Source organism: Gilliamella sp. W8126 (assembly GCF_016102185.1).
GTDB classification, from domain to species: domain Bacteria; phylum Pseudomonadota; class Gammaproteobacteria; order Enterobacterales; family Orbaceae; genus Gilliamella; species Gilliamella apis_A.
In genome coordinates, this window is sequence record NZ_JACFPE010000007.1 from 77,797 (window position 1) to 103,901 (window position 26,105).

The following is a 26,105-nucleotide window of genomic DNA, read 5'->3' on the forward strand; positions in this document are numbered from 1 at the left end:
TTATCTTTGCTTGATTGATAAAGTTTATTTGTAAAAATAATTGAGGAGTCTATACCACCTAACTAATATTTGCATGTTATCTTATTTATACTACTAAATCGTTTCTAATTTAAAACCACACTATTTCATCATTTCAATTTAAATCACAACATTCAAATTTAAGACATCTTATAAATTAGACTATTTTAAATTCCTTTATATTGGAACAACCCCAAAAATTCCAATATAAAGGAATAACCGATTGTAAATTATAAATTTTTTATGATCAAGTTCACAATAATACGATTAAATAGTTGTACCAATATTTGATAAAAGTACAATCTACTTCATCCAATATACAGGATAAAAGTACAATATATAGGAATGTATGTCTAAAGTACCCGCTTTACAAAGAACAATCAAAATACTTAACTTTATCTCATCTAAAGGTAGATGCAGTGCCGCAGAAATAATCAATGGCCTACAAATACCTAAAAGTTCTGCTTATCTTTTACTAGAAGAACTAAAGTCATATCAATTTATTAAACAAGATCAGAATGGTGATTATTTTTTATGGATCAAATTAGTCGAGTTAGGTGAGCTTGCTTCAAATTGTTTTGATATTAGAGAAATAGCCAAAAAACATCTTGCCAGATTAACCAATAATACTGGGCTGTTAACTCATTTAGGAATTTTAGATAACAAAACCGCTTATTATATTTTGAAATGTGAATCACATAGCACAATCAGTGTTCGTTCTTATGTAGGAAAACAAGTATCGCTTTATCGTTCTGGCGTCGGCAAATGCTTATTAGCTTTCCAACCTAGCGAAAAAATATCTGAAATCGTTAACCAACTTTCTTTCGAACAAAAAACCACAAATACAATTATGTCCATTAGTTCATTACATACTGAATTGGCCAAGATTCGTCAACAAGGTTGTAGTTTTGATAATGAAGAAGATTATATCAATATAAGATGCATAGCGGCACCTATATTTAACGCACAAAATAATATTGCTGCGGCAATATCGGCTGTAGGAACAACATTTCAAATAACCGACCATGTATTACCGGAAATTACGATTAAAATCAAGGAATGTGCAAAAGATATCTCAAAAGAATTGGGTTGTCTTATGTACGAATAATTTTTGTAACTTTTAAAGGAGAAATTAAATGAAGCTACCAAAAATAAAAGAAGTTAGAGCTTATTTTATGGGAGGAGCAACCGCCGAGAAAGGTAGTGGCGGGGCAGACTATCACGATCAGGGCGGCCACCACTGGATCGACGACCATATCGCCACGCCAATGAGCAAGTATAAAGACTATGAACAATCACGTCAATCTTTTGGTATCAACGTACTTGGAACACTTATTGTCGAAGTTGAAGCTGATAATGGACAAATTGGATTTGCCGTATCAACAGGCGGAGAAATGGGATGTTTTATTGTTGAAAAACATCTAAATAGATTTATTGAAGGAAAATGTGTTTCTGATATCAAACTAATTCACGACCAAATGATGAATGCAACTATGTATTATTCTGGTTCAGGTGGTTTAGTGATGAACACTATATCATGTGTTGATTTAGCCCTTTGGGATCTATTTGGTAAAGTGACTGATCTACCTGTCTATAAATTATTAGGTGGTGCAGTCCGTGATGAAATTCAATTTTATGCAACTGGTGCTCGACCTGATTTAGCAAAAGAGATGGGCTTTATTGGTGGCAAGATGCCTACACATTGGGGACCACATGATGGAGATCAAGGCATCAAAAAAGATGCGGAAATGGTTGCCGACATGCGCGAAAAGTGTGGACCTGATTTTTGGCTAATGCTTGATTGCTGGATGAGTCAAGACGTAAATTATGCCACAAAACTTGCTTATGCTTGTGCGCCTTATAACTTAAAATGGATTGAAGAATGTTTACCTCCGCAACAATATGAAGGATACCGAGAGTTAAAACGCAATGCACCGCCAGGAATGATGGTCACATCTGGTGAACATCATGGAACAATTCAGTCATTTAGAACATTATCTGAAACTGGCATTGATATCATGCAACCCGATGTTGGTTGGTGTGGAGGCTTAACCACATTACTTGAAATTGCTGCAATTGCGAAATCAAAAGGACAACTGGTCGTACCTCATGGTTCATCCGTTTATTCTCACCATGCAGTGATTACATTCACAAATACCCCATTTAGTGAGTTTTTAATGACGAGTCCTGATTGTTCAACACTTCGTCCGCAATTTGATCCAATATTGATTGATGAACCCGTTCCTGTAAATGGAAGAATTCATAAATCAGTACTTGATAAACCAGGATTTGGTGTTGAATTAAATCGTGAATGTAAATTAATTCGTCCTTATTCTCATTAATTATATGAGGAAGAATAAGTTTATTTATTGATTTATTGCAGTTTTAAAAGGAACTTAAAACTGCGATTTTAGATTAAATAAAATTATTTTCTTCATATGAACATCATTTATATCTCTGTAATTTTTATGGAGAGGGGGATTTTTATGTCTAATATTCTCGAAAAAGCGGTAAGCAAAACCCGTTTAAGACTTGTTCCATTCATGTTAATACTATACGTATTAGCATTTTTAGACCGTGCAAATATTGGCTTTGCCAAATCAGCATATCAATTAGATACAGGGCTCAGTAATGAAGCATTTGCACTTGGAGCCGGTATTTTCTTCGTAGCTTATGCTTTTTTAGGCGCACCAGCCAATTTATTAATGCGTAAATTTGGTGCTCGTTACTGGATTGGCGGTACAACTTTAGTATGGGGATTATTATCCGCCGCAATGGCTTATGCTGATTCCGAATGGAAATTTTTAACTGTTCGTGTACTGCTTGGTATGGCGGAAGCCGGTTTCTTCCCGGGGATGATCTATTTAACTTCGCAATGGTTCCCACAAAAGCACCGCGCAGGAATAATGGGGTTATTTTATATGGGAGCACCTTTAGCGTTAACATTTGGTTCACCGCTATCTGGTGCTTTATTAGAAATGCATGGCTTTTTAGATCACCCAGGTTGGTACTGGATGTTTATTATTGAAGGTATTCTTGCTGTTATAGCTGGTGTTGTCACTTTTATTTACCTTGATGACAACATCAGTAATGCTAGATTTTTAAATGAAAATGAAAAACAAGCATTACAAGAAAAATTATCATCAGAAGAGAGTGTAAAAACAACATCTAAAATAATCGATGCTATCAGTAATGTCACTGTTTGGCATCTAGCCATTATTTACATGATAATTCAAATTAGTGTTTATGGGCTAATTTTCTTTTTACCAACACAAGTTGCTCAATTAATGGGAACAACGGTTGGTTTTAAAGCCTCACTCGTAGCGGCAATTCCTTGGATTGCTGCATTATTCGGTACTTATTTTATTCCTCGATATTCAGACAAAGTTGGAGAAAGAAGAAATATCGCTGCTATAACATTATTGGTAGCAGGTTTAGGTATTGGAATTTCAGCACTTGCAAGTCCTAGCATTGCAATTATTGCCCTTTGTTTTGCGGCGATTGGTTTTATTGCGGTACAACCTGTTTTTTGGACTATACCAACTAACCTTTTATCTGGAGCTGCCCTAGCAGCAGGCATAGGATTTATTAATATGTTTGGTGCATTTGGTGGTTTTTTAGCACCAATTATTCGTGTAAAAGCAGAAACGCTTTTTAATAACAATATAGCAGGCTTACTAACTTTAGCACTGATAACAATAATCGGCACTATAACTATATTCATGCTAAAACAAACTAACAAAAATAGTTAACAAACAGAGCTTATTGATTTTATCAATAAGCTCCTAATACATTAGGGATAACATAATGAAAAAACTATTGGAAAATAAATTTAAACAAGAAATTACCAAAGGAAATTTACAAATTGGCCTTTGGTTATCTTCAGCGACATCTTATATGGCTGAAATTGCTGCAACCTCAGAATATGATTGGTTACTACTTGATGGTGAACATGCACCAAATACAGCACAAACATTACTCACCCAGCTACAAGCAATCGCTCCATATGCCAGTCATCCTGTCGTGCGCCCTTTAGAAGGTAGTCAAGCTAACATAAAACAGATTTTAGATATTGGTTCTCAGACATTATTAATACCAATGGTTGAAACAGGTGAACAAGCAAAAGCTGTAGTTTCAGCGACACGTTATCCACCCGAAGGAACCCGAGGCGTAGGCGCTAGTGTAGCAAGAGCTGCCCGCTGGGGGAAAATTGAAAAGTATATGCAACAAGTCAACGATTCACTCTGTCTGTTAGTACAAGTTGAAAGTAAAAAAGCACTCGAAAATCTTGATGAAATTGTTATGACCGAAGGAGTAGATGGCGTATTTATTGGCCCTGCAGATTTATCCGCATCCTTAGGTTATCCAGATAATGCTGGGCATCCGGAAGTACAAAAAATAATTGAAAAAACAATTAGAAGAATTAGGCAATTAGGTAAAGCAGCTGGGTTTTTAGCTGTTGATATCGAAATGGCACAAAAATGTATCTCATGGGGAGCAAATTTCGTTGCTGTAGGTGTGGATACAATGCTGTATATGCAGGCTATTGATGAAAGATTAAAACACTTTAAACAGTTAAAAAGCCCCAATAAATTATCTTCAGTTTCATATTAATAAAGAAAGAGGTTAAAAATGAGTCATAGAATGATTTTGAATCAAACCGCATATTTTGGGGTGAATTCGATTCATAATATTATCGATGAAGTAAAAAAACGCGGCTATCAAAAAGCTTTAGTTGTTACTGATAAAGAACTGATTAAATTTAAAGTTGCAACTAAGGTTACTGAGTTACTTGATTCGGCAGAATTAGATTATCAAATATTTGATGAAGTTATGCCTAATCCAACAATTAGTATAGTAAAACAAGGAATAGAGATATTTAAGCAATCAAATGCAGATTATTTAATAGCGATTGGTGGTGGTTCACCGCAAGATACCGCTAAAGCGATTGGAATTGTAATAAATAATCCTGAATTTTCTGATATTCGTAGTTTAGAAGGTTTAGCGGAAACCAAAAAACCGTCTATCCCAATCATTGCAATTCCAACCACATCGGGAACAGCAGCAGAAGTAACGATCAATTATGTTATTACCGATGAAGAAAATAAGAGAAAATTTGTCTGTGTAGATCCTCACGATATACCTGTTTTGACTTTAGTTGATCCTAATATGATGATTAGTATGCCAGCCAGTTTAAAAGCTGCAACGGGGATTGATGCTCTGACTCATGCAATAGAAGGCTATATCACAAAAGGTGCATGGGAGATGAGTGATATGTTTCATTTGAAAGCAATTGAAATTATCTCTCGTTCACTACGCGATTCGGTGAATGGTGATCTCAATGGCGTTGAACAAATGGCTTTAGGTCAATATATTGCTGGAATGGGATTCTCAAATGTTGGTCTCGGCTTAGTTCATGGTATGGCACATCCATTAGGTGCTTTTTATAATGTTCCTCATGGTGTTGCGAATGCAATATTACTTCCTCATATCATGCAATATAATGCACCGTACACAGGTGAAAAATATCGTCATATAGCCAAAGCAATGGGGATAAAAAATACTGAAGATATGACAATTGAAGATGCTCGAAATGCAGCCGTGAATGCCGTTTTCCAATTAAATAATGATGTCAAAATTCCAACAAACTTACATATGGTTGGCGTGAAGAAGGAAGACATAACAGCATTAGCCGAAGCAGCGTATGCTGATGTATGTACACAAGGAAATCCAAGAGAAACAAATATATCAGATATTGAAAAACTATATCATTCAGTTTTTTAATTTTAGTAACTTAACATAATTAACAATATTTAATAATTATCAAATAGATGGAGTTATTCATTTAATAAATCCATCTATCATTAAAGTTAATCATCAATTGTCAAATTACGAGTCGTTAAATCAAATGGCGTTAATTGATAAACGTAATAGTTGAGCCAATTACTAAATAGTAAATAAGCATGACTTCGCCATGTTGCTTTCGGAGTTAAATTAGGATTATTTTCTGGGAAGTAATTAAAAGGTATTTTAGGGTTTATACCTGCTTTCAAGTCACGATAATACTCATTAGCCAAAGTAAATGAATCATATTCTGGATGCCCAGTAACAAACGCCATTCGTTTATCGGCGGTTGCCATTAAGTATGGGCCAGTTATATCTGACTCAGCTAAAATATTTAAATCGGTATAGTTTTTAATTTTATCAATTGGAAAATCAGCATTACGAGAATGTGGTGCTAAAAATGTATCATCAAAACCACGGGTTAAAATAGCATTTGGTTGCAAGATTTGGTGTTGATAAACACCGGATAACTTTTGTGAACGGGTGAATTTAGGTAAATCATATAAGACATTTAATGCCGCTTGCACCGCCCAACAAACAAACATGGTTGAGGTTACATGATCTTTCGCCCAAGTAATAATTTCAGCTAACTTAGGCCAATACACAACATCTGAAAAAGCGACTTTACCTAATGGCGCTCCAGTAATAATAAGTCCATCAAAATTCTGTTCACGAATATCATCAAAATCACAATAAAAGCTATTCAAATGTTCTATTGGCGTATTTTTGGATTCACGCTGATCTATTCTTAATAACTGAATATTCACCTGTAAAGATGAGTTAGAAAGTAACCGCAAAAATTGATTTTCAGTCTCTATTTTTTTCGGCATCAAATTTAAGAAAAGAAGCTTAAGTGGACGAATTTCTTGAGTATTAGCACGCGTTGAAGTCATCACAAATACATTTTCATTACGAAGAACATCAACTGCCGGTAATGAATCAGGAATACATATAGGCATAACAAAAGCTCCTAACAATAATAAATTATCTTCTATAACACTGAAAAACGGACGTCTAGAAATCTATATAGCTAAATATAGAGCGTTTTAAAAAATTTGTCGAGTATTTATTGGAAAATAAATAGAATATTTTAAACAAAATCAGAATAATAACTGAGTTATTTGGTTAATTCTGCTGCAAAATAAAACTAAAAAGCTCGAGTATCTGTCCGCCAAGTATCGGCTGTTAGTGCTTCACCAAAATAACTATTGATAAGCTTTTGAGTAATGTCACTTAATGGCGAAGCTAAAACTTCGGCAGTATTACCATATTCGACCACTTCACCATTATGCATAACGATAATTTGGTCACTAATATGTTTCATCATACCGATATCTTGTGTGACATAAACATAAGATATCTGTTGCTCTTCTTGTAATGACAACATTAAATTAACAATTTGTGAACGCATTGAAATATCTAATGCAGCTAAAGCTTCATCAAGAATTATCACTTTAGGCTTTAAAATTAGCGCTCTAGCTAAAGCGACTCGTTGTTTTTGGCCTGCAGCCATCACTGACGGATAATAAGAGGCATGTTCCGGTAATAAACCAACTTGCTTTAAAACATCATTGATTAATTTTTCCCGTTCATGACTGCTATAATTGGCATTGCGTTTAAGTGGAATTTCAAGCAATTGGCCAATACGAAGCCGAGGATCAAATGAACTTTCAACATGTTGGAATATCATGCGAATCAGTTGAGAACGATGGCCAAAATCGCCATATTCTACTTTGTTACCATCAATCCAAATATCGCCACTATCTGGTTTAATCATACCAACCAGCATTTTAGCTAATGTCGATTTTCCGGAACCATTTTGTCCAATTATGGCTAACGTTTTCCCTTCATTTAGCGAAAATGACAAAGGTTTGACAGCATCAATTTGTAAATGACCAAAGAGTCCTTTAGGGATTTTAAATCGCTTTGATAAATTTCGGACTTTTAATATTGGGTTCATTAACTATTCCTATATCTCAAACTACTCATCAGTATTTAATGGAAAATGACAGGCTACCGAATGATCTTTGATTGGGATAAGTTCTGGTGCTTGTATACATTTTTTTTGTGCATAAGGACAACGAGGCCCCAACCGACAACCAATGGGTAAATGTTCCAATGATGGAATAACGCCAGGTAAGGTATTTAAAGGGCTTTTATGAGGCATCGCTTTACCAAAATCAGGGATAGCATAAATCAATGCCTGAGTATAAGGGTGATAAGGTGATTTAATCAAATCTTCACTATCAGCAACCTCAACAGTTTGTCCGCAATATAGGACATTGATACGATCAGTCCAGCGAGTAACCATTTGCAAATCATGGCTAATCAGTAAAATAGTCGTACCCATATTTTGATTCATACTCGCAAGCAAACGAAATATTTGCGCTTCGGTTGTCGCTTCCATGGCATTGGTTGGTTCATCGGCAATAAGTAATTTAGGTTGATTAGCTAATGCTATAGCGATCATCACTTTCTGACATTCGCCTTCCGTTAATTCAAATGGATATGATTTAAGTATTTCTTTATGATCTTTAATCCCAACACGATGTAGTAACTCAATCGCGCGATTCTTACGCCAAAACAGTCGTTGCCACCAATGACCTTTAAATGTTCTTCGCGGAATGGCCTCAATTAATTGTTGGCCAATTTTCATAGACGGATCTAAACAAGATTGTGGCTCTTGGAAAACCATGGATATATTATCACTAATCACTTTTCGCCGTTGTTTCGGTGTCAACTTCAATAAATCAACATCATTAAAATAAAAGCGATCAGCAGAAATCTTCCAATTATGATTAGTGACACCAAGTATCGCTTTAGCAATTAGACTTTTACCTGAACCTGATTCACCAACTAGACCTCGAATTTCACCTTCTGATAGTTTTAAATTGACGCGATCAATCGCCCGTAACAGGCCATCAGGAGTAATAAATTCAATAGTTAAATTACGAATGTCTAATAGTGCCATGATTAATGCCCTACTCGCTGACCATATAACCCAAAATTGAATAAATAAACCAAAATAATCGTAACAGAGACGGCAATTCCTGGAGCTAAAAAGGCCAATAAATTAACATCCATTATGTCTTTCATTTTAAACATCATCATACCTAAATCAGGTCGAGAAAAATCATTCGCAAAGCCTAAAAATGTAATGGTTGTGATAGCTAAAATAACCGAACCAAATAATGACACTATCTCGGTCAAATAAACCGGTAAGATATTAGGTACAATATAATGGTTTAAAATAGAAAATGAAGATAAACCATCAAGTCGATAAGCGGTGATGTAAGTTTTATTCCATTCTTTGATAACACGTTGATGGATATTATAAATAAATCTTGGCGCATAAGATAAACCAATGATCACTAAGATATTGGTAATATCATCTTCTAATAGCAAACTAATTACAATCACACCCAATAATGGTGGTACAACCATAAAGAATCTAAAGATAAATAAGATAAACGGTCGAATAAATGCGACAAAAAACATCAAATAATTAATCACACCACCAATGATAATGACATAAAAAACCGCTTTTAATGTCATTGAAATAGTTGACCGATAGCCGATCAATAAATAATCGAAAATATCTTGTCCTTGAGCCGTTGTTCCTAATATATGATTGATATCACCAGTTGGCCACCAAGCAGGAGGCAAAGAAGCGACATATACTGGATTTAAATGAGCATGAAAAAACCATTTAGTTGATAATGCAATAAAAGCTATGCCCAAAATCCCATAAAAACTGACAATTAAGTACAAATTACTATGCAGTTTATGCAAGCATATTTTCATGTTCTTGGCTAACTGGTTCATCCTAGACATAATGTTCCTTATGACGTAATGGATAAATAGCAATAGCAGTTATCTCACCTAATAAAGTTAATAAGCTAATTACTGTTCCACAAGCAAGGATTGCTATCGAAATAATAAAATAATTATGATTACGATAAGCCAACATAACCCATTGGCCAAGACCAACACGGTTAAACAAGATTTCAATCACCATCGTTGAAAATAATAGAGTCGTTGTATTATATGTCAATTGTGGGATTGTCGCCGGAATCGAATTTGGTAATAAGTGTCGACGTAAAATCTTAAATGGTGAGCGCTCGCGTATAATTGCCATTTTAATATAGTTTTGCCTTGAAGTGTTTTTAACATTTTCACTGACTAATTGAATAGTCACAATGCTTGGCTGAATCGCTAAAATGATTGTTGGCAAAAGTAAATAATGCAGTTGTTCCCAAAGTGCCGGTAATTTGTCTGCTCGCGATGAAAGAATAATATCTAATAAAGAACTCCCCGTTACTGATATTGATATATCGAAGTTCATTGACATTGGCAATGTTGATGAAAGATAAAACATCACTAATGTTGCTAACATAACAATCGGACAAGAATAAAAGATTAAACAACCTAATCGAATTGTGGTATTTAGCCAATTTATATTACTTAAACCAAGAAAAATCCCTAACGGAATACCAATAAATAACGCAACAAGTAACGCTAAAATACAAAGCTCAAATGTCGTTAATAACGTATCGAAAAAAGGAACGGTTTCACCAGACATTAACCTAAATTGACCTTGCAATAGTTGCTTAAAAAAAGCGCTATAGGCATCAATAAAAGTTAAATCACTAAAAATAGATTGAGGAACAAAATAAACCAGACAAAAGCTGATCTGGGCAAGCACGCAGATAATAAATAAAAACGTTACTATTTTTTTTAAAATATAGATAATCATTGTTTATCTTTATCGCTTTTATGAGTTAAGAATAACGGTGACATTTGTCACCGTTATTTATCTATACAACTACTCAGGTATAACCGGTTTACTTGCAGCTGCATAAGCGTGATCTTGTGCACTTAAGCCACCCGCATTACCTTTACCTTCATAATGATAATCCAACTCTTCTCGAGTTTTTATCCCACTATTAGATTCTACATAATCTGGAGCAGGAGCCTTTGTCATCACTGATGAAGAATAACCAGCAGTCGTTTCTGTTGCCGGCATGGTGACAACTTCATCTGTCTGCGGTTTATTTTCTTGAACATCAATATCAGCTTGAGAGCTCGTTGCTGCTTTTGGTTGTGGTTGTGGTTTTGGGTCACTAACAACCGCTTTTTCAGCACTATTGGTATTCACCTCATCTTTAATTACGATTGGTAATAAAAGTGAAGGAATGACTGGTACGACGTTATTTGGTTGTTCACTATTCACTTGACTATAATCAACCGCTACCCGACCTAATGCTAGCTCTAAAGACGCAGCAGCAAATGACAACGGCACTGGCGACTGTTTTAGTTCAGTATTTTTACCACGACGTTTGGTACGCGGTGTATTCATACGCAAATGTCGAGATGTGCGTCGTTGACGTTTTGGTTGTGATTCGCCAACAGTTTTATTTTCACCTGTTTCTGGAACAATAATTGGTAACAATAAAGAAGGGATCACAATACGCTCTTGTTCGTTCTGAACTGGCGCATCACTATTTTTAACCCGAACACTCTTAGTTAAGTTTCGTGGTTGTCTGCGTGGCTTAGCTTCTTTTTGTTTTGGTTGTGCAGTCTCATTAACTACTTTATCTGCCTTGATATTATTCGCTGTATTGGTGTTGCCATTGTTATTTTGTTTGCTACGACGATTGTTACGTGTCGGCTCTTTAACTTCTTCAGTAGTTGTATTATTTGCTGCAGCTGCCGCATTATTGTTACGATTATTACGTTGACGTCGATTATTTGAACGTTGATTGTCTCGTCGTCTATTTTGCTGAGGCTTAACTTCAGGTTTTGGAGCCTCTTCTTCAGTAACAAATAGTTGGCGAATCTTTTTAAACAATCCACCGAATAAACCAGTTGATGTTTCAACTTTTTTCGGCTCAACTTTTGCTTTTGGCGCTTTGCTTGCTTCTACTTTAGGGCCAGATAATACTGCTTCTTCTACCACCAATTCAGTAACTTGATCTTCTTCCTCTTCTTCAAGCTCACGAATCAATTTAGGTAAATTGTAGCTTAATACATCGGTCTCCTCACCACGACGTTTACGAATGACTTTATAAAGAGGTGTTTCCATCTCTTCATCACCAGCAATAACAATTTTAACATCTGGATGCATTCTTTCGATATTGGTAATGGCTCGACGTTTTTCATTAAGCAAATAACTTGCAATTGGCACTGGCACAATCACGTCAATCTGCACGGTATTATCTTTCATCGCTTCTTCTTGAATTAAGCGAAGAATTGACAGTGATAATGAGTTATTATCACGAACTGTACCTGTCCCTTGACAACGAGGACAAATATGGTGAGTAGCTTCACGCAACGAAGGGCTTAAACGTTGACGAGACATCTCAAGTAGACCAAAACGAGAAATCCGTGTGGTTTGAATTCTTGCTCGGTCAGTTTTCATCGCTTCTTTCAAGCGATTTTCAACTTCACGCTGATTACGGATTGGCGTCATATCGATAAAATCGATAACAATTAAACCACCTAAATCACGTAAGCGTAATTGACGAGCAATCTCTTCCGCTGCTTCAAGGTTAGTATTAAATGCAGTCTCTTCAATATCGCTACCACGGATAGATTTCGCTGAGTTGATATCAATAGCAGTTAATGCTTCGGTCGCATCAATAACAATAGAGCCACCAGATGGTAATCGAACTTCACGTTGGAATGCTGATTCAATCTGCCCTTCAATTTGGAAATGGTTAAATAATGGTACATCACCCTCATAAAGTTTTAGCCGACTAACATACTCAACTCGGCCTAAATCAGCTAATCGTTTTTTAGCAATTTCAAGTACTTTTGGATTATCAATGAGAATATCACCAACATCATCACGCAAGTAATCACGGAATGCGCGAGTAATAATATCGCTTTCTTTATGGATTAAACTTGGCGCTGGATGATTTTTAGATTCATTTTGAATTGCAGTCCAATAGTTGACTAAAGCATTCAAATCCTGTTGCAACTCTTCCTGACTTTTACCAACCCCTGCTGTTCTCGCAATAACGCCCATACCTTTTGGTTTTTCTAGCGCATCAATAATACGCTTAAGGTCAGCACGCTCTTCACCTTCAATACGACGAGAAACGCCACCGGCTCTAGGATCATTTGGCATTAAAACTAAATAGCTACCAGCTAAACTAATATAAGTCGTTAAAGCGGCACCTTTTTTACCACGAATTTCTTTTTCTATTTGAATAAGAACTTCTTGGCCTTCTTGTAAATGTTTAATACTACGACGACCAGAGATATTGGAAGGGAAATAGCTTTCAGCGATCTCTTTTAGAGGTAAAAAACCATCTCGTTCACCACCGTAAGAGACAAATGCAGCTTCTAAACTAGGATTGATTTTAGTGATTTTGCCTTTATAAATATTGGCTTTTTTTTGTTCGTGACCAAGGCTTTCGATGTCTAAATCATACAAGCGTTGGCCATCAACAAGGGCAACACGCAGCTCTTCTTGCTGGGTTGCGTTGATTAGCATTCTTTTCATTATTCTACACTCTTCATTAATCTAAATTAACTGTAGGTAGAATTTTATTATTAACAATAAACGCTTATTTTTAACAATGATAAACAATAGTACTTACTTAAATATTTTTTATACCGTATTCATTATTTTATTTGTGTTATTTTTGTTATTATTTTATGTGAAATCAGTATAACTTATCCAACATCAATACACTTTTTAGAGGTAATATTACATTCAAAACACCTATGCACTTTTTGAACACCACTAAACATACAATTATTGATATTATTTCAATGATGAGTTTGCAAATTCTATTTTTTCTACAATTTAACAAACCACTAAATCTTTATATGATTGTTTAAAATAAACATATTAATTAATTATAATAATTCTACTTACGCTATTTTATTTTGACAAACTGTAATGTCTAACGCCATTGCTGCATTACATGGATAAAATATCCGTGTCTATTATTCACGTTTCAGCAACGGATAGCAAGTAAATTAAACTGGCTATTTTATAAACAATTTAATACTGGTTTTGTACTGCCCTAAAATTAAACTGAAAACACAATAAAAAAAGGCTTTATCCATTAATTTCTCATCATTTAATTGGGAATAACTTTGGCAAATTTTTTATATCAATTTATAACACATTTCATGAATTTAAAAACTTAACTTTAACAATTGTGTATATGCCAATTTAGTCCGTATAATATTAAACAACTATCGATTATAAAATGAACTATGAGATAATATTTAGTTATGAAATCGCCAGAAAAAGTAGCATTGCTTGATTATACCCAGCGTTGGATCGCTCAATTTGAACATGCACCACAAAGTGAAGAATTACATGGTTTACCCTCGCCTTGCATTATCAAAACTGAAAATCTAGTCGTTTATTGGCAACCTTTTTTACTTAATCCTCCAAGAGATTTAACCATAGCAGAACAAGTTATTAACATCAAAATCCACCCAAGTGCACATACATTTTACGGTACACAATATGCTGCAAATCTGACAGCAAAATTTGCTGACGTTAATTTAATTTTATTGCAAGCATGGAATGACGATGACTTTTCAAATTTAGAAAAAAATTTAATTGCTCACCTATCGCAACAAAAAAAATTAAAGCGAACGCCGACCATTTTTATCGCCTCAACCAATGAAGATACTGAAATCGTCGCATTAAATAATTTGACTGGTGAAGTAGTTAAAGAAGATTTAATAACTGGACAATTGACAACATTATCATCTGATTTAGCGTCATTTCTTGAAAAACTTATCGTTATAGCATAATAATTAGCTTTCGATAATCACTAAGCTGTGGTACAAATGAGGTTCAAGTGCATTGTGGTTTACAAATTGTAACTTGCCAAACAATATGTATATAATGCAATAAGTGTCACTAAAAGAAATAGGTAACTTATGTTTGAATATTTATTAGCAGCACCAGCAGATCCTATTTTAGGCTTAGCGGATCTCTACAACAAGGATGAACGTACCAACAAAATTAATTTAAGTGTTGGTGTTTATAAAGATGAAACCACCAAAACACCTATTTTAGAAAGTGTAAAAAAAGCTGAGCATCTATTGCTAGATGATGAAACCACAAAAAGCTATTTACCCATTGATGGTGTTAATTCATTTAATATTGCCACTCAAGTTTTACTGTTCGGTAGTGAAAATCAACGAGCGAGAACTGCGCAAGCCCCTGGCGGAACCGGTGCATTACGCATTATGGCAGATTTTTTATCTCGCCGTACGAAAATAAAACGAGTTTGGATAAGCAATCCATCGTGGCCTAATCATCGTAGCGTATTTCAAACTGCGGGATTAGAAGTTCGAGAATACCGTTATTATGATGCTCAAACTCGAAGCCTAGATTTTGATGGTTTAATGAGTGATTTGAATCAAGTTATTGCCGGTGAAGCAGTGCTATTTCATGGTTGCTGCCATAACCCTACCGGTATCGATCCGACTCCAGAACAATGGCAAACAATTTCAGAGTTAGCCTTAAAAAATGGTTGGTTACCACTATTTGACCTCGCTTATCAAGGGTTTGGTCAAGGTATAGAAGAAGACGTATATGGACTTAGACTGTTTGCGAATAATCAACCTGAACTACTGATTGCTAGCTCTTACTCAAAAAATTTCGGTCTATATAATGAGCGTGTTGGTGCATTCACTTTAATTGCAGCTGATAGCGAAATTGCCGATCGAGCATTTAGTCAGGTCAAAACTATTATCAGAGCCAACTACTCTAATCCTCCAGCCCATGGTGCTAAGATTGTCTCTTATATATTAAACAATGCTGAATTAAAAGAAGAGTGGATTGACGAATTAACGGGCATGCGTCAACGTATTCATCGTATGCGCCAACTATTTGTGAAAACGCTACAAGACAAAGGCGCTAACCAAGATTTTAGTTTTATTGCCAAACAAAATGGTATGTTTTCATTTAGTGGTTTAACTGAAGAACAAGTACTTAAATTGCGTAATGATTATAGTATTTATATTGTTAATTCAGGACGAATCAATGTTGCCGGAATGACTATCGATAATATGTCTAGACTTTGTGAATCAATTGTCGAAGTTTTATAGTATAAACTAAGATAACGTATATTCTTCATAATTGGATGTGTTTAAGGTTAAATTGAACCAAATTCACATCCAGTTTTAGTGAAAATATTATAAAAAAATAATAAATAGATAGTTATAAAACTCAAAAAAACTGCTCCTCAATTTTTTCAAAAATTTAATTGAAACATTATTCTATATTCTATTTCCTTTATTAGTTACTAACTTGTTTATATGCTAAAATATCACCATGTTTTAACATCACCTCAATTGAATCTAATTATGCCAATTTGTTATATTGCCTTAGGCAGTAATCTTAACGATCCATTAGAGCAAGCTAATCAAGCTATTGCGGCCTTAAAACAATTACCTGAAACAGTTGTTTCTGATATTTCGCCATTTTATCGTAGCAAACCATTGGGACCACAAGATCAAAATGATTATCTCAATGCAGTCATCAAATTAACCACGTCTCTGACACCAATAGCACTATTAGATCATTTACAAGCCATTGAAAAGTCACAAGGTAGAGTCCGTAAAGAAAATCGCTGGGGGGCAAGAACATTAGATTTAGATATATTGTTATATGATGACTTAGTTATAGATACAGAAAGGCTTACCATACCACACTATCATATGAAAAAGAGAGAATTTGTGCTTTATCCTTTATTTGATATTTCACCAGACCTAATATTACCTGATAACGATAACCTATTTAATTTATTAACAAAATGTCCCATTAATGGATTAAAAAAATGGCATGAATAATTAATCTTATTAATAACATATAGTTGTAAATTTTTATGGTTTAAATGCAAAAAAAATAATAAAAAAAATTTGCCAAAGGCTAAATTATTGCTATAGTTTACCGCTCGCAAATAATCTGTACTTAAGGGGATTGCTGTGAAAAAGGAACAAAAAGTAAATACATCTTCTCTTAGCTTGCTTGCTATTGCAGGGCTTGAGCCTTATAAAGAGGCGAAAGATGAGGAGTACATGAATCCTAAGCAATTAAAACATTTCAAACTTATCTTAGAAGCATGGCTGTCACAGTTACAAGGTGAAATGGGTAAAACAGTTTCTCACATGCAAGATGAGGCTGCAAATTTCCCAGATCCGGCTGACCGTGCTACTCAAGAAGAAGAATTTAGCTTAGAATTAAGAGCGCGTGACAGAGAACGTAAATTAATTAAAAAAATTGAAAAGACATTAAAGAAAATTGAAATCGATGATTTTGGTTTTTGTGAATCATGCGGTGTTGAAATTGGTATTCGTCGTTTAGAAGCAAGACCGACAGCTGATCTATGTATCGATTGCAAAACATTAGCTGAACTTCGTGAAAAACAAATGGGTATGTAATTTCCATTTAAACTATTATTTTACTTAATACGCCCATGCAATATATTGGTCGTTTTGCACCCTCACCATCTGGACCATTGCATTTTGGTTCGTTGGTGACGGCTCTCGGTAGTTACCTACAAGCCAAAGCCAATTCTGGTAAATGGCTTGTTCGCATTGAAGATATTGACCCACCACGAGAAGTCAAAGGCGCTTCATCCTTAATATTAAAAACATTAGAAGCTTTTGAACTGTATTGGGACGACCAAGTTTTATATCAATCAAATTGTATTGAACGTTATCGAGCCGTATTACAATCGCTTATTACTCAACAAAAAGCTTATTATTGTGATTGTACCAGACAAAGGATCCATAATCTTAGCAATGGGATATATGATGGCTTTTGTCGTGAGCGACAATTAGCATCAACTAATCAACAACAATGTGCTATTCGATTAAAGCAAAGTCAGCCAGTTTTTTGTTTTGATGATAAAATTCGTAGTCAACAAACTGTTGATCCAGCCAATGCTCAAGAAGATTTTATTATTCATCGCAAAGATGGGCTATTTGCTTATAATTTAGTTGTAGTATTAGATGATAATTATCAAGGAATAACTGAAATTGTTCGAGGAGCAGATCTACTACCCGTTACAGCTAAACAAATTTCGCTTTATCGATTATTTAATTTTACTATTCCTAATTACTGCCATTTACCATTGGCTTTAGATAATCATGGTAATAAGCTGTCAAAACAAAACCATGCTAGCCCTATTGATAGTAAAAATACGAATTTATTAACTGCACAAGCATTACAGTTTTTAGGTCAGCAATTACCGGAAAGCTGGCAAGATGCCTCACAAAAACAGTTATTAGATTGGGCAATAACTCACTGGAAAATTAACCAAATACCGAAACAAAACCAAGTGTTAACCACCGATATAAGATAAATTAGGTGTGATGCCTAGATTATGCTCATGTAATAAATGTTTTTCTGGTTTTATTAATAGTGAAGCTAACACGCGTGCTTTAAGTTGTGCTTTCTGTTCTGGACTGTTTAGCAAATCCCGTAAATCAACAGCTGCATCACCAAAAAGGCAATAATGTAATTTACCAAGCGATGAAACCCGTAATCGGTTGCAACTTTTACAAAAATCCTGCGAATAAGGCATAATTAGACCAATTTTACCCTGATAATCACTATGAGCATAAACTTTCGCTGGGCCAGATAATGCCTCTTTTGCTTGTAATTGCCAACCTTGTTCAATAAGTTGAGACTCCATCGCTTGACCAGCTAAATGATAATGATTAAATAATTGGCGACTTTCGGTTGTTTCCATCAGTTCAATAAAACGTAATTCTACTGGTCGGTGTTTAATCCAAGCTAAATAATCACTCAGATGATCATTCATATTTTTCATTAGAACGGTATTAATTTTGACTTTCTCAATACCAACATCTAATGATTTTTCAACTCCTTGCATTAACTCTTGGAGTTTGTCTTGGCCTGTTATTCGTTTAAAAATATAAGGAGAAAAACTATCAATACTAATATTAATAGCATTAAGTCCAGCTTGTTGCCAATAATGGACATTTTTTAATAATCGTGATCCATTGGTCGTAATTGCCAATTGTTTAATACTTGGATAAGCCGAAATAATTGACAAAATATCCATAAAATCTCGACGCAAAGTCGGTTCACCACCAGTTAAGCGAATTTTATGCACACCAAGTTCGGTAAATGTTGATATGACATTATCAATTTCATTTAACGATAAAAATTTATGATCTTTATTAGGTCGATACCCATTAGGTAAACAATACTGACATTGAAAGTTACATAGTTCAGTAATTGATAAACGCAAATATTGAAAGCGACGCTGATAATTATCCACTAATTGCATATATATAATAAACACCTTATCCAAATCGGGAAGCATAGCCATTTCTGTGCTATACCGCGGCTAAATTACCATATGAATAATATTATCACTTAGGCAAATCAGCTTCAGAGTTTGGTTTAGTCTAGCATAGCGTTTATTTTTTGACTATGAACAATTATTTAATATCAATCTAATAAAAAACAGTTTATTTTTATCTAACATTCAACATGGTTATTACTATACTCAGTATTGATAGCGCTAAGCCAATCAGGTAATATCCTTTTTCAGCTGACTGACTCTACCTCTAATTAAACAAAAATCTGTTTTCATTGATGACACACTTATTTAATAACTAAAATTGCGATAATTTCTTACTACAATGATATTTAAATCATTGGTTAATGTAATATTGAAAAATTCAATTTAAAAAAATAGTTACATATTTTCATGTTAAATTAATTTAATTGATAAATTAGGTTATTATCAGCTTTACTTATTTTTTTATTCTGTTTGAATATATAATGATTTTTTGCCGATAAAACCGTCAAATGGAGGTTGTAATGATTACCCATATTAGTCCATTAGGATCAATGGATTTACTTGCCCAAGCAGAAGTTGATATTCTGAAAAAGTCAGCAAATAGTGAACTATACCAATTATTTAGAAATTGTTCACTAGCCACACTAAATGCAGGTAGCAAAACTGATAATACTCAAGAATTATTGGATAGATTTAAATCTTTCGAAATTAACGTTATCAGCAAAGAACGAGGGGTCAAATTAGAGCTTATTGATGCTCCTGAAACCGCATTTGTCGACAAAAAAATTATTCGCTCCATTCAAGCCAATCTATTTGCGGTATTGCGTGATATCCTGTTTTTAAATAGCCAAATTAGTGCAATTAAACATTTGGTGCCTAATGATAAACTGGAAAAAGAACACTCCTATTACATCACCAATCTTGTTTTCTCAATTTTACGTAATGCCAATGCCTTACATGTGGGTGAAGAACCTAATTTAATTGTCTGTTGGGGTGGGCATTCCATTAACGAAAGTGAATATTATTATGCTCGTCAAGTAGGTATGCAGTTAGGGCTACGCGAACTCAATATCTGCACTGGCTGTGGACCTGGTATTATGGAAGCACCAATGAAAGGGGCTGCGGTTGGTCACGCTCAACAACGGATCAAAGATAGTCGCTTTATTGGTATGACCGAGCCATCCATTATTGCCGCAGAGCCACCAAATGCACTGGTTAATGAACTTATTATTATGCCGGATATTGAAAAAAGACTTGAAGCATTTGTACGTATGGCGCATGGTATTGTTATCTTTCCTGGTGGCCCAGGTACCGCAGAAGAATTGCTTTATATTTTGGGGATTATGCTCAATCCTGCCAATAAAAATCAAACTTTACCAATTATTTTAACTGGTCCCAAAGAGTGTGAAGATTATTTTGCTGCAATTGACCAATTTATCCGCAACACCTTAGGAGATGAAGCAACTAAACTGTATGAAATTATCATTGATTCGCCAGAACAAGTCGCTCGCATCATGAAACATGGCGTTAAACAGGTTAAATCATCACGTTTAGCGACTGGAGATGCTTACGGATTTAACTGGTTACTTAAAATTGATGAATCATTACAGCATCCATTTGAACCAACTCATGAAAATATGGCATCACTTAATCTACATAAAAATCAACCTGTTGAAATGTTAGCAGCTGACTTACGTCGAGCTTTTTCAGGTATTGTAGCCGGTAATGTTAAAGAATTCGGTATGAAGCAAATCGCCGAACATGGACGCTATAAGTTACAAGGTGATCCAGAGATCATGAAACAATTAGATAATTTACTGCTTAACTATGTAAAACAAGACCGTATGAAGCTACCTGGAGGCAGTGCTTACCAACCTTGTTATGAAATTTGTTATTAACGCTAAAATTAAATAACTTCTTTTCCGTCGATAGTTAAATTCTAAGATTAAATTGCAGAATTAAATCGGCGGAATATTTTCAGCAAGAATCCCCCTACAAATCACTTAAAATATCTAGTGCTTCAGATACTTTCTTAACCGCAAAGATCTGCATATTTTCTGGTTTCTTTTTCGGCATATTGGCAATAGGTACTATCGCTTTTTTAAAGCCATGTTTAGCCGCTTCTGAAATACGCTCTTGGCCACTTGGTACCGGTCTGATTTCACCACCTAATCCTATTTCACCAAAAATTACCACATCTTGTGGTAAAGGACGATTACGGAAACTCGATACCAATGCGGCAATTAATGCTAGATCAGCGCTCGTTTCAGTCACTTTTACCCCACCGACAACATTAACAAAAATATCCTGATCGGCCATTTGTAAACCACCATGACGATGTAAAACAGCCAATAACAGTGCCAATCGGTTCTGATCAAGTCCGACAGTTACTCGTCTTGGATTACCATAAACAGAGTGATCAACTAACGCTTGGATCTCAACTAATAATGGCCGAGTGCCTTCCCACAGCACCATTACTGAACTACCAGATAACATCTCTTCACCACGACTTAAAAAGATTGCTGATGGATTACTAACCTCTTTCAAGCCTTGTTCGGTCATGGCAAACACACCAAGCTCATTTACGGCACCAAAACGATTTTTATGGCTACGCAAAGTACGGAATCGAGAATCTGCATCACCATCAAGTAAAATCGAGCAGTCAATACAGTGTTCAAGCACTTTAGGTCCTGCCAGCGAACCATCTTTAGTCACATGGCCAACCATGATAATGGCAATTCCTTTGGTTTTCGCAAAGCGAGTTAAATAAGCTGCTGTTTCTCGAACTTGTGCCACACTGCCTGGCGAAGATTGGATATCAGCAAGATGCATCACTTGAATTGAATCGATAACCATTAATTTTGGTTGAGATTGTTCGGCCAGTAAACAGATCTGCTCGATACTGGTTTCAGACAACATATTAATATTATCAGTAGGTAAACCTAAACGATGGGCACGCATTGCTACTTGTTGCAATGACTCTTCACCAGTAACATAGAGTGTATTCATTTGTGCAGACAATTTACTCATTGTTTGCAATAACAAAGTACTTTTACCGGCACCAGGATTACCACCAATTAAGATAGCACTACCTGGTACCACGCCACCGCCAAGTACGCGGTCAAATTCAGAAAATCCAGTTGAAAATCGAGGTAAGGCCTCTAAACTAATCTCAGATAGTTTTTGGATCTTAGTTTGCCCTGCACCACCAGCATAACCGGTTAATCGATCATTGCGTGATGAGGTACTGGCTAACCTCACTTCAGTAATAGTATTCCAAGCATGGCAAGCACTACATTGACCTTGCCAACGAGGATAATCGGCGCCACAATCATTACATACATAAGCGCGCTTTACTGTTTTGGCCAAATTTTTCTCCTAACCTTCACTTAATAAACTGGTAGATAGAATGCACCATAAACCAGTTAAATCAGCATAATTGATACTAATTCTTGCTTTTTCAACCACTTTCGGCTTGCCGTGATAAGCAACTCCAAGTCCGGCAATTCGAATCATCATTAAATCATTAGCGCCATCGCCAATTGCAACCGTTTGTTCAATCGGAATATCTAAAGAAGCAGCCAATTGTTGTAACATTCGAGCTTTATATTTAGCATCAACAATTTGCCCTATCACTTTACCAGTTAACTGGCCTTTTTTAATTTCTAACTCATTAGCATGAGCAGCAACCAGTTTCAACTTCTGTTTTAAATGGTCAGCAAAATAGGTAAATCCTCCAGAAACAATAGCAACGTGCCAATTTTTTTTATGTAGCTCTTTAACTAAATAAATTAATCCCGGCGTTAATGGTAAGCTCTCTTTTACCTGATCTAAAATAGTTTGTTCTGCACCTTTTAAGGTAGCTACGCGTTTGCGTAAACTGGTGGCAAAATCAAGTTCACCTCGCATAGCAAGTTCAGTAACTGTAGCAACTTGTTCACCAACACCTTGTAGCTTTGCCAGCTCATCAATACATTCAATACCAATAGCTGTTGAATCCATATCCATAACCAATAAGCCTGGAGAATGTAAGGTTGGTAAATTATCGATTGGTGCAACATCAATCCCTAAGCTTAACGAAATCGATTTGGCTTTTTTCGGCATTACCCCTGCAATACGTACAATTTGATAGGTTTTAATTTTCCATGAAGAAACCACAACCATCGGCATTGCCAACTGTCTTTGAAATTTTGACAGCAAGGTTTTATTTAACTTTTTACCATAAATAATCCAACCAGTTTTTCCGGCATTGTAATCTAATGGGACTACTTCACAACCATTTAAAGATAAAGGTAAACCTTGCCAATATTGTATATTTTCAGGGAGATCACTATAGGTTAATGTGTAAGCCATATTTCGAGAGTCTTAAAAGTGCAAAACAGATTCGGAATTTACCATATCTGCCAAAGATTGTCCAAGTAACGATGATAAGATGTTATTGATTAAATTTTATCGCTTAAAAAACCCCGTTCCTCAAAATTTTTTGAGTAAGAATTTAATTCATCATTAATCATTGCAAATCAACTAACAATTAAAAAGACAAAAATGACAACTAAACGCCTTCCCCCCATAAACAGAGTTGTTCAAGCGCGGGACCAACTTTTTCACCAAGTGGAGTTAGTTTATATAACACTTTAAGTGGTGGTTTTTGGCCATAAACACGGCGAATAATAAGCCCATCTTGTTCCAATTTTTTAAGTTGAATGCTTAATGTCATATCGGTAACTTCTGGAATCAATATCTTTAACTCACTAAATCGTTTTTCCCCTGAAAGTAAATAATAAAGGATTACACCTTTCCATTTTCCACCAATTAAATCCATTGCTAAACTTATTGGGCAATAATAAGTTTTATTGTTATAGCGTTTTGACAGCCGTTCTTCACCACTTTGCATACATATTCCTAACTATACTATCAAGTTTGATAGATATTGCTTAAAAAATATTTGTCAATAAACTAAATAGAGTAACTCAATTTTTTATAGTATAAAAACAAAGGAAATTTTATGCCATTAATTATTTTAGCTCATCCTAATATTGAACAATCAACAGCCAATAAAACTATTGTTGAAACCTTACAAAATGAAGTTAAAGATCTTGAAGTTCGAAATATTCATCAGCTTTATCCAAACTATCAAATTAATGTGCAAGAAGAACAAACCGCATTGCTAAGACACGAGCTAATCATTTTACAATACCCGATGTATTGGTTTAATATGCCAGCGATCCTAAAATTATGGTTTGATGATGTATTTACCTATCAATTTGCCTATGGTTCAAAAGGCGATAAATTAAAAGATAAAAAATTACTAACCAGTTTAACTATCGGACAAGTTGAGAAAAATTATAGTGATTATGACGCTAATATAATCGATCATCTACATCAACCAGTAAAACTATCTGCACTTTATAGCCAAATGCAATACCTAACACCAGTTGTTTTATATGGGGTATCACCAGTAACCGCTGAGCCAAATGAAATAAAGGCCAAAGCAATACAACATAGTGAAAAATTAGTTACAATGATTGAAAAATATAAACAATAGAATAATGGTGATGATTTATATTTGCATAATAAATCATCAAACATTATTACTAATAACTATTCTTTCCTTAATACAGCATAGAAAAAACCATCACCAGCCAATTCAGTCGGTAAAAACTGCCTAAGTTCTCCCTGCTGTTTGGCGTTGGGGGTTTGTTGTAAAAAACGGGCGATTTGTAACTTATTCTCCTCTGGCAATACGGAGCAAGTGGCATAAACTAAAGTGCCACCTGCTTTTAAATAAGGCCAGATACGTGTCAAAATAGCATATTGTAGTTCGGTGAGTTGAGTGATATCGCTATCACGTCGTAACCATTTTATATCAGGATGACGACGAATAACCCCGGTAGCCGAACACGGAGCATCAAGCAAGATGCGATCAAACTGACGCCCATCACACCACTTTTCAGGAGTTAAACCATCACCAACTTTGACTTGTGCATGTTGTTTTAGGCGTGTTAAATTTTCATCAATTCGTTTAACTCGGTTGGCATCAACATCTACAGCTAATACATTAGCTGTTGGCGCAAGTTCTAAAATATGGGTGGTTTTACCGCCAGGAGCGGCACACATATCTAAAATTTGCTCACCATTTTTAGGTGCTAATAGATAAGCCGCATATTGTGCTGATAAATCTTGTACTGTTACCGCTCCTTCAGCAAAAAACGGTAACTTAGTCACATTTACCGCAGTAGTTAAGCGAATAGCACAAGGGATATCAGCAAAAGACTCGGAAGCAATCTGTTGTTTTTCAAGTAATTGTTGGTATTCACTAACCGAATAATGGTTAAGATTAACTCGTAACCACATAGGTGGTTTCTGATTATTCGCATTAACAATTGCTTGCCACTTTTCTGGATAAGCTGATTTTAAACGATTTAATAACCAACCAGGATGTAAGGTCTGACTAATTTGTTGTTTACTATCTTGCTGAAATTTTTGTTTTAATGATGCCTGTTGGCGTAAAAATTCACGTAAAACACCATTAATCACACCTTTTAATTGCGGTTTTTTTAAATCATTAACCGCACCAACTGTTTCGCCTACAGCGGCATGTTCAGGAATTCGGGTATAAAGAATTTGGTACAATCCAGTTAGCAATAAGTAATGTAAAATTCTATTTTTCCCAGTTAAGACCTTGCTCATTAAGTTATGAATATAGAAATCCAGTTCTGGTAGCACTCGCATTACACCAAAACAGATCTCTTGCACTAGTGCTTTGTCTTTATCAGCAACTTGATTATTCAAAGATGCTAAAGCCGTACTAAGTGATTGTCCTTCTTCAAGTACCGCAAAAATAGCTTTTGCACAAAGCGCACGAATATTTTGGTATGACTTTTTATTCATAACTAATAATAGCCTTAATTCTTTTAA

At 35.2% G+C, this 26,105-nt stretch carries 23 protein-coding genes and 1 riboswitch; of the genes, 12 read left to right on the forward strand and 11 right to left on the reverse strand.

Translation table 11 applies throughout. The features are described from left to right. The first annotated feature begins 367 nt into the window (after window positions 1-367). From H3S74_RS11005 to fucO, 5 genes are all read left to right on the forward strand, one after another. The gene (locus H3S74_RS11005) at window positions 368-1,126 is read left to right on the forward strand and encodes an IclR family transcriptional regulator (RefSeq protein ID WP_198247879.1); all 759 of its coding nucleotides are present in this window, start codon (window positions 368-370) and stop codon (window positions 1,124-1,126) included. A gap of 28 nt (window positions 1,127-1,154) precedes the next feature. Next, window positions 1,155-2,360: an L-rhamnonate dehydratase gene (gene rhmD / locus H3S74_RS11010; protein WP_086362754.1), complete on the forward strand. Its 1,206-nt coding sequence runs from the start codon at window positions 1,155-1,157 to the stop codon at window positions 2,358-2,360. A 144-nt stretch (window positions 2,361-2,504) separates the two neighbouring features. Further along, window positions 2,505-3,770, forward strand: a complete 1,266-nt coding sequence (locus tag H3S74_RS11015; RefSeq protein ID WP_198201767.1) for an MFS transporter — start codon at window positions 2,505-2,507, stop codon at window positions 3,768-3,770. A 55-nt stretch (window positions 3,771-3,825) separates the two neighbouring features. Continuing rightward, a complete protein-coding gene (gene yfaU / locus H3S74_RS11020) occupies window positions 3,826-4,632 on the forward strand; it encodes a 2-keto-3-deoxy-L-rhamnonate aldolase (protein ID WP_198201768.1) in 807 nt (268 codons plus the stop codon). Between the two features lie 18 nt (window positions 4,633-4,650). Next, window positions 4,651-5,802, forward strand: coding sequence for a lactaldehyde reductase (gene fucO, locus H3S74_RS11025; RefSeq protein ID WP_110448593.1), 1,152 nt, complete (start codon window positions 4,651-4,653; stop codon window positions 5,800-5,802). An 86-nt stretch (window positions 5,803-5,888) separates the two neighbouring features. On the opposite strand, the gene metA is transcribed toward fucO, so the two are convergent. The 6 genes from metA to rne form a co-directional block, all read right to left on the reverse strand. Beyond that, window positions 5,889-6,821, reverse strand: a complete 933-nt coding sequence (metA, locus tag H3S74_RS11030; RefSeq protein ID WP_110448594.1) for a homoserine O-succinyltransferase — start codon at window positions 6,819-6,821, stop codon at window positions 5,889-5,891. 188 nt (window positions 6,822-7,009) lie between these two features. Then, window positions 7,010-7,822: an ATP-binding cassette domain-containing protein gene (locus tag H3S74_RS11035; protein ID WP_086365112.1), complete on the reverse strand. Its 813-nt coding sequence runs from the start codon at window positions 7,820-7,822 to the stop codon at window positions 7,010-7,012. 21 nt (window positions 7,823-7,843) lie between these two features. Next, entirely contained in the window at window positions 7,844-8,833 is a 990-nt protein-coding gene (gene sapD, locus H3S74_RS11040; RefSeq protein ID WP_086362748.1) for a putrescine export ABC transporter ATP-binding protein SapD, read from the reverse strand. A gap of 2 nt (window positions 8,834-8,835) precedes the next feature. Next, entirely contained in the window at window positions 8,836-9,696 is an 861-nt protein-coding gene (locus tag H3S74_RS11045; protein WP_198201771.1) for an ABC transporter permease subunit, read from the reverse strand. Then, complete coding sequence (locus H3S74_RS11050) at window positions 9,689-10,618, reverse strand: ABC transporter permease subunit (RefSeq protein WP_198201772.1); 930 nt, start codon at window positions 10,616-10,618, stop codon at window positions 9,689-9,691. Before H3S74_RS11050 ends, H3S74_RS11045 begins: the two co-directional genes overlap by 8 nt. Before the next feature lie 69 nt (window positions 10,619-10,687). Then, the gene (gene rne, locus H3S74_RS11055; protein ID WP_198247880.1) at window positions 10,688-13,372 is read right to left on the reverse strand and encodes a ribonuclease E; all 2,685 of its coding nucleotides are present in this window, start codon (window positions 13,370-13,372) and stop codon (window positions 10,688-10,690) included. A gap of 743 nt (window positions 13,373-14,115) precedes the next feature. On the opposite strand from rne, the gene syd reads away from it, so the two are divergent. The 5 genes from syd (at window position 14,116) to gluQRS (ending at window position 18,215) form a co-directional block, all read left to right on the forward strand. Then, window positions 14,116-14,649: a SecY-interacting protein gene (syd, locus tag H3S74_RS11060; RefSeq protein WP_198247881.1), complete on the forward strand. Its 534-nt coding sequence runs from the start codon at window positions 14,116-14,118 to the stop codon at window positions 14,647-14,649. Window positions 14,650-14,778: 129 nt separating this feature from the next. Beyond that, window positions 14,779-15,954: an amino acid aminotransferase gene (locus tag H3S74_RS11065; protein WP_110448600.1), complete on the forward strand. Its 1,176-nt coding sequence runs from the start codon at window positions 14,779-14,781 to the stop codon at window positions 15,952-15,954. Between the two features lie 258 nt (window positions 15,955-16,212). Next, window positions 16,213-16,698 (forward strand): 2-amino-4-hydroxy-6-hydroxymethyldihydropteridine diphosphokinase, encoded by a 486-nt coding sequence (gene folK / locus H3S74_RS11070; protein WP_198247882.1) that lies wholly within the window; start codon window positions 16,213-16,215, stop codon window positions 16,696-16,698. Between the two features lie 135 nt (window positions 16,699-16,833). After that, complete coding sequence (gene dksA, locus H3S74_RS11075; RefSeq protein WP_110448602.1) at window positions 16,834-17,289, forward strand: RNA polymerase-binding protein DksA; 456 nt, start codon at window positions 16,834-16,836, stop codon at window positions 17,287-17,289. A gap of 35 nt (window positions 17,290-17,324) precedes the next feature. Further along, on the forward strand, window positions 17,325-18,215 hold the full coding sequence (gluQRS, locus tag H3S74_RS11080; RefSeq protein ID WP_198247883.1) for a tRNA glutamyl-Q(34) synthetase GluQRS: 891 nt from the start codon (window positions 17,325-17,327) through the stop codon (window positions 18,213-18,215). Here gluQRS and moaA read toward each other — a convergent pair. Further along, the gene (moaA, locus tag H3S74_RS11085; RefSeq protein ID WP_363317454.1) at window positions 18,195-19,169 is read right to left on the reverse strand and encodes a GTP 3',8-cyclase MoaA; all 975 of its coding nucleotides are present in this window, start codon (window positions 19,167-19,169) and stop codon (window positions 18,195-18,197) included. The two genes, gluQRS and moaA, sit on opposite strands and share 21 nt — an antisense overlap. Next, window positions 19,167-19,290: riboswitch (molybdenum cofactor riboswitch) on the reverse strand. (Overlaps the previous gene by 3 nt.) Window positions 19,291-19,708: 418 nt before the next feature. On the opposite strand from moaA, the gene ppnN reads away from it, so the two are divergent. After that, complete coding sequence (gene ppnN, locus H3S74_RS11090; RefSeq protein WP_110448605.1) at window positions 19,709-21,085, forward strand: nucleotide 5'-monophosphate nucleosidase PpnN; 1,377 nt, start codon at window positions 19,709-19,711, stop codon at window positions 21,083-21,085. Window positions 21,086-21,179: 94 nt separating this feature from the next. Here the strand turns inward: ppnN and radA are convergent, their stop codons facing one another. The 3 genes from radA to H3S74_RS11105 all read right to left on the reverse strand — a co-directional run bounded on the left by radA (window position 21,180) and on the right by H3S74_RS11105 (window position 24,081). Then, on the reverse strand, window positions 21,180-22,556 hold the full coding sequence (radA, locus tag H3S74_RS11095) for a DNA repair protein RadA (RefSeq protein WP_086320860.1): 1,377 nt from the start codon (window positions 22,554-22,556) through the stop codon (window positions 21,180-21,182). Between the two features lie 9 nt (window positions 22,557-22,565). Continuing rightward, window positions 22,566-23,540 (reverse strand): phosphoserine phosphatase, encoded by a 975-nt coding sequence (gene serB, locus H3S74_RS11100; protein WP_198247884.1) that lies wholly within the window; start codon window positions 23,538-23,540, stop codon window positions 22,566-22,568. Window positions 23,541-23,739: 199 nt separating this feature from the next. Beyond that, window positions 23,740-24,081: a helix-turn-helix domain-containing protein gene (locus H3S74_RS11105; RefSeq protein WP_086360352.1), complete on the reverse strand. Its 342-nt coding sequence runs from the start codon at window positions 24,079-24,081 to the stop codon at window positions 23,740-23,742. A 111-nt stretch (window positions 24,082-24,192) separates the two neighbouring features. Here H3S74_RS11105 and H3S74_RS11110 point away from each other — a divergent pair, with 111 nt between their 5' ends. Further along, window positions 24,193-24,732, forward strand: a complete 540-nt coding sequence (locus H3S74_RS11110) for an NAD(P)H-dependent oxidoreductase (protein WP_086360353.1) — start codon at window positions 24,193-24,195, stop codon at window positions 24,730-24,732. Window positions 24,733-24,788: 56 nt separating this feature from the next. Here the strand turns inward: H3S74_RS11110 and rsmB are convergent, their stop codons facing one another. Beyond that, a complete protein-coding gene (gene rsmB / locus H3S74_RS11115; protein ID WP_198247885.1) occupies window positions 24,789-26,078 on the reverse strand; it encodes a 16S rRNA (cytosine(967)-C(5))-methyltransferase RsmB in 1,290 nt (429 codons plus the stop codon). Window positions 26,079-26,105: the final 27 nt, after the last annotated feature.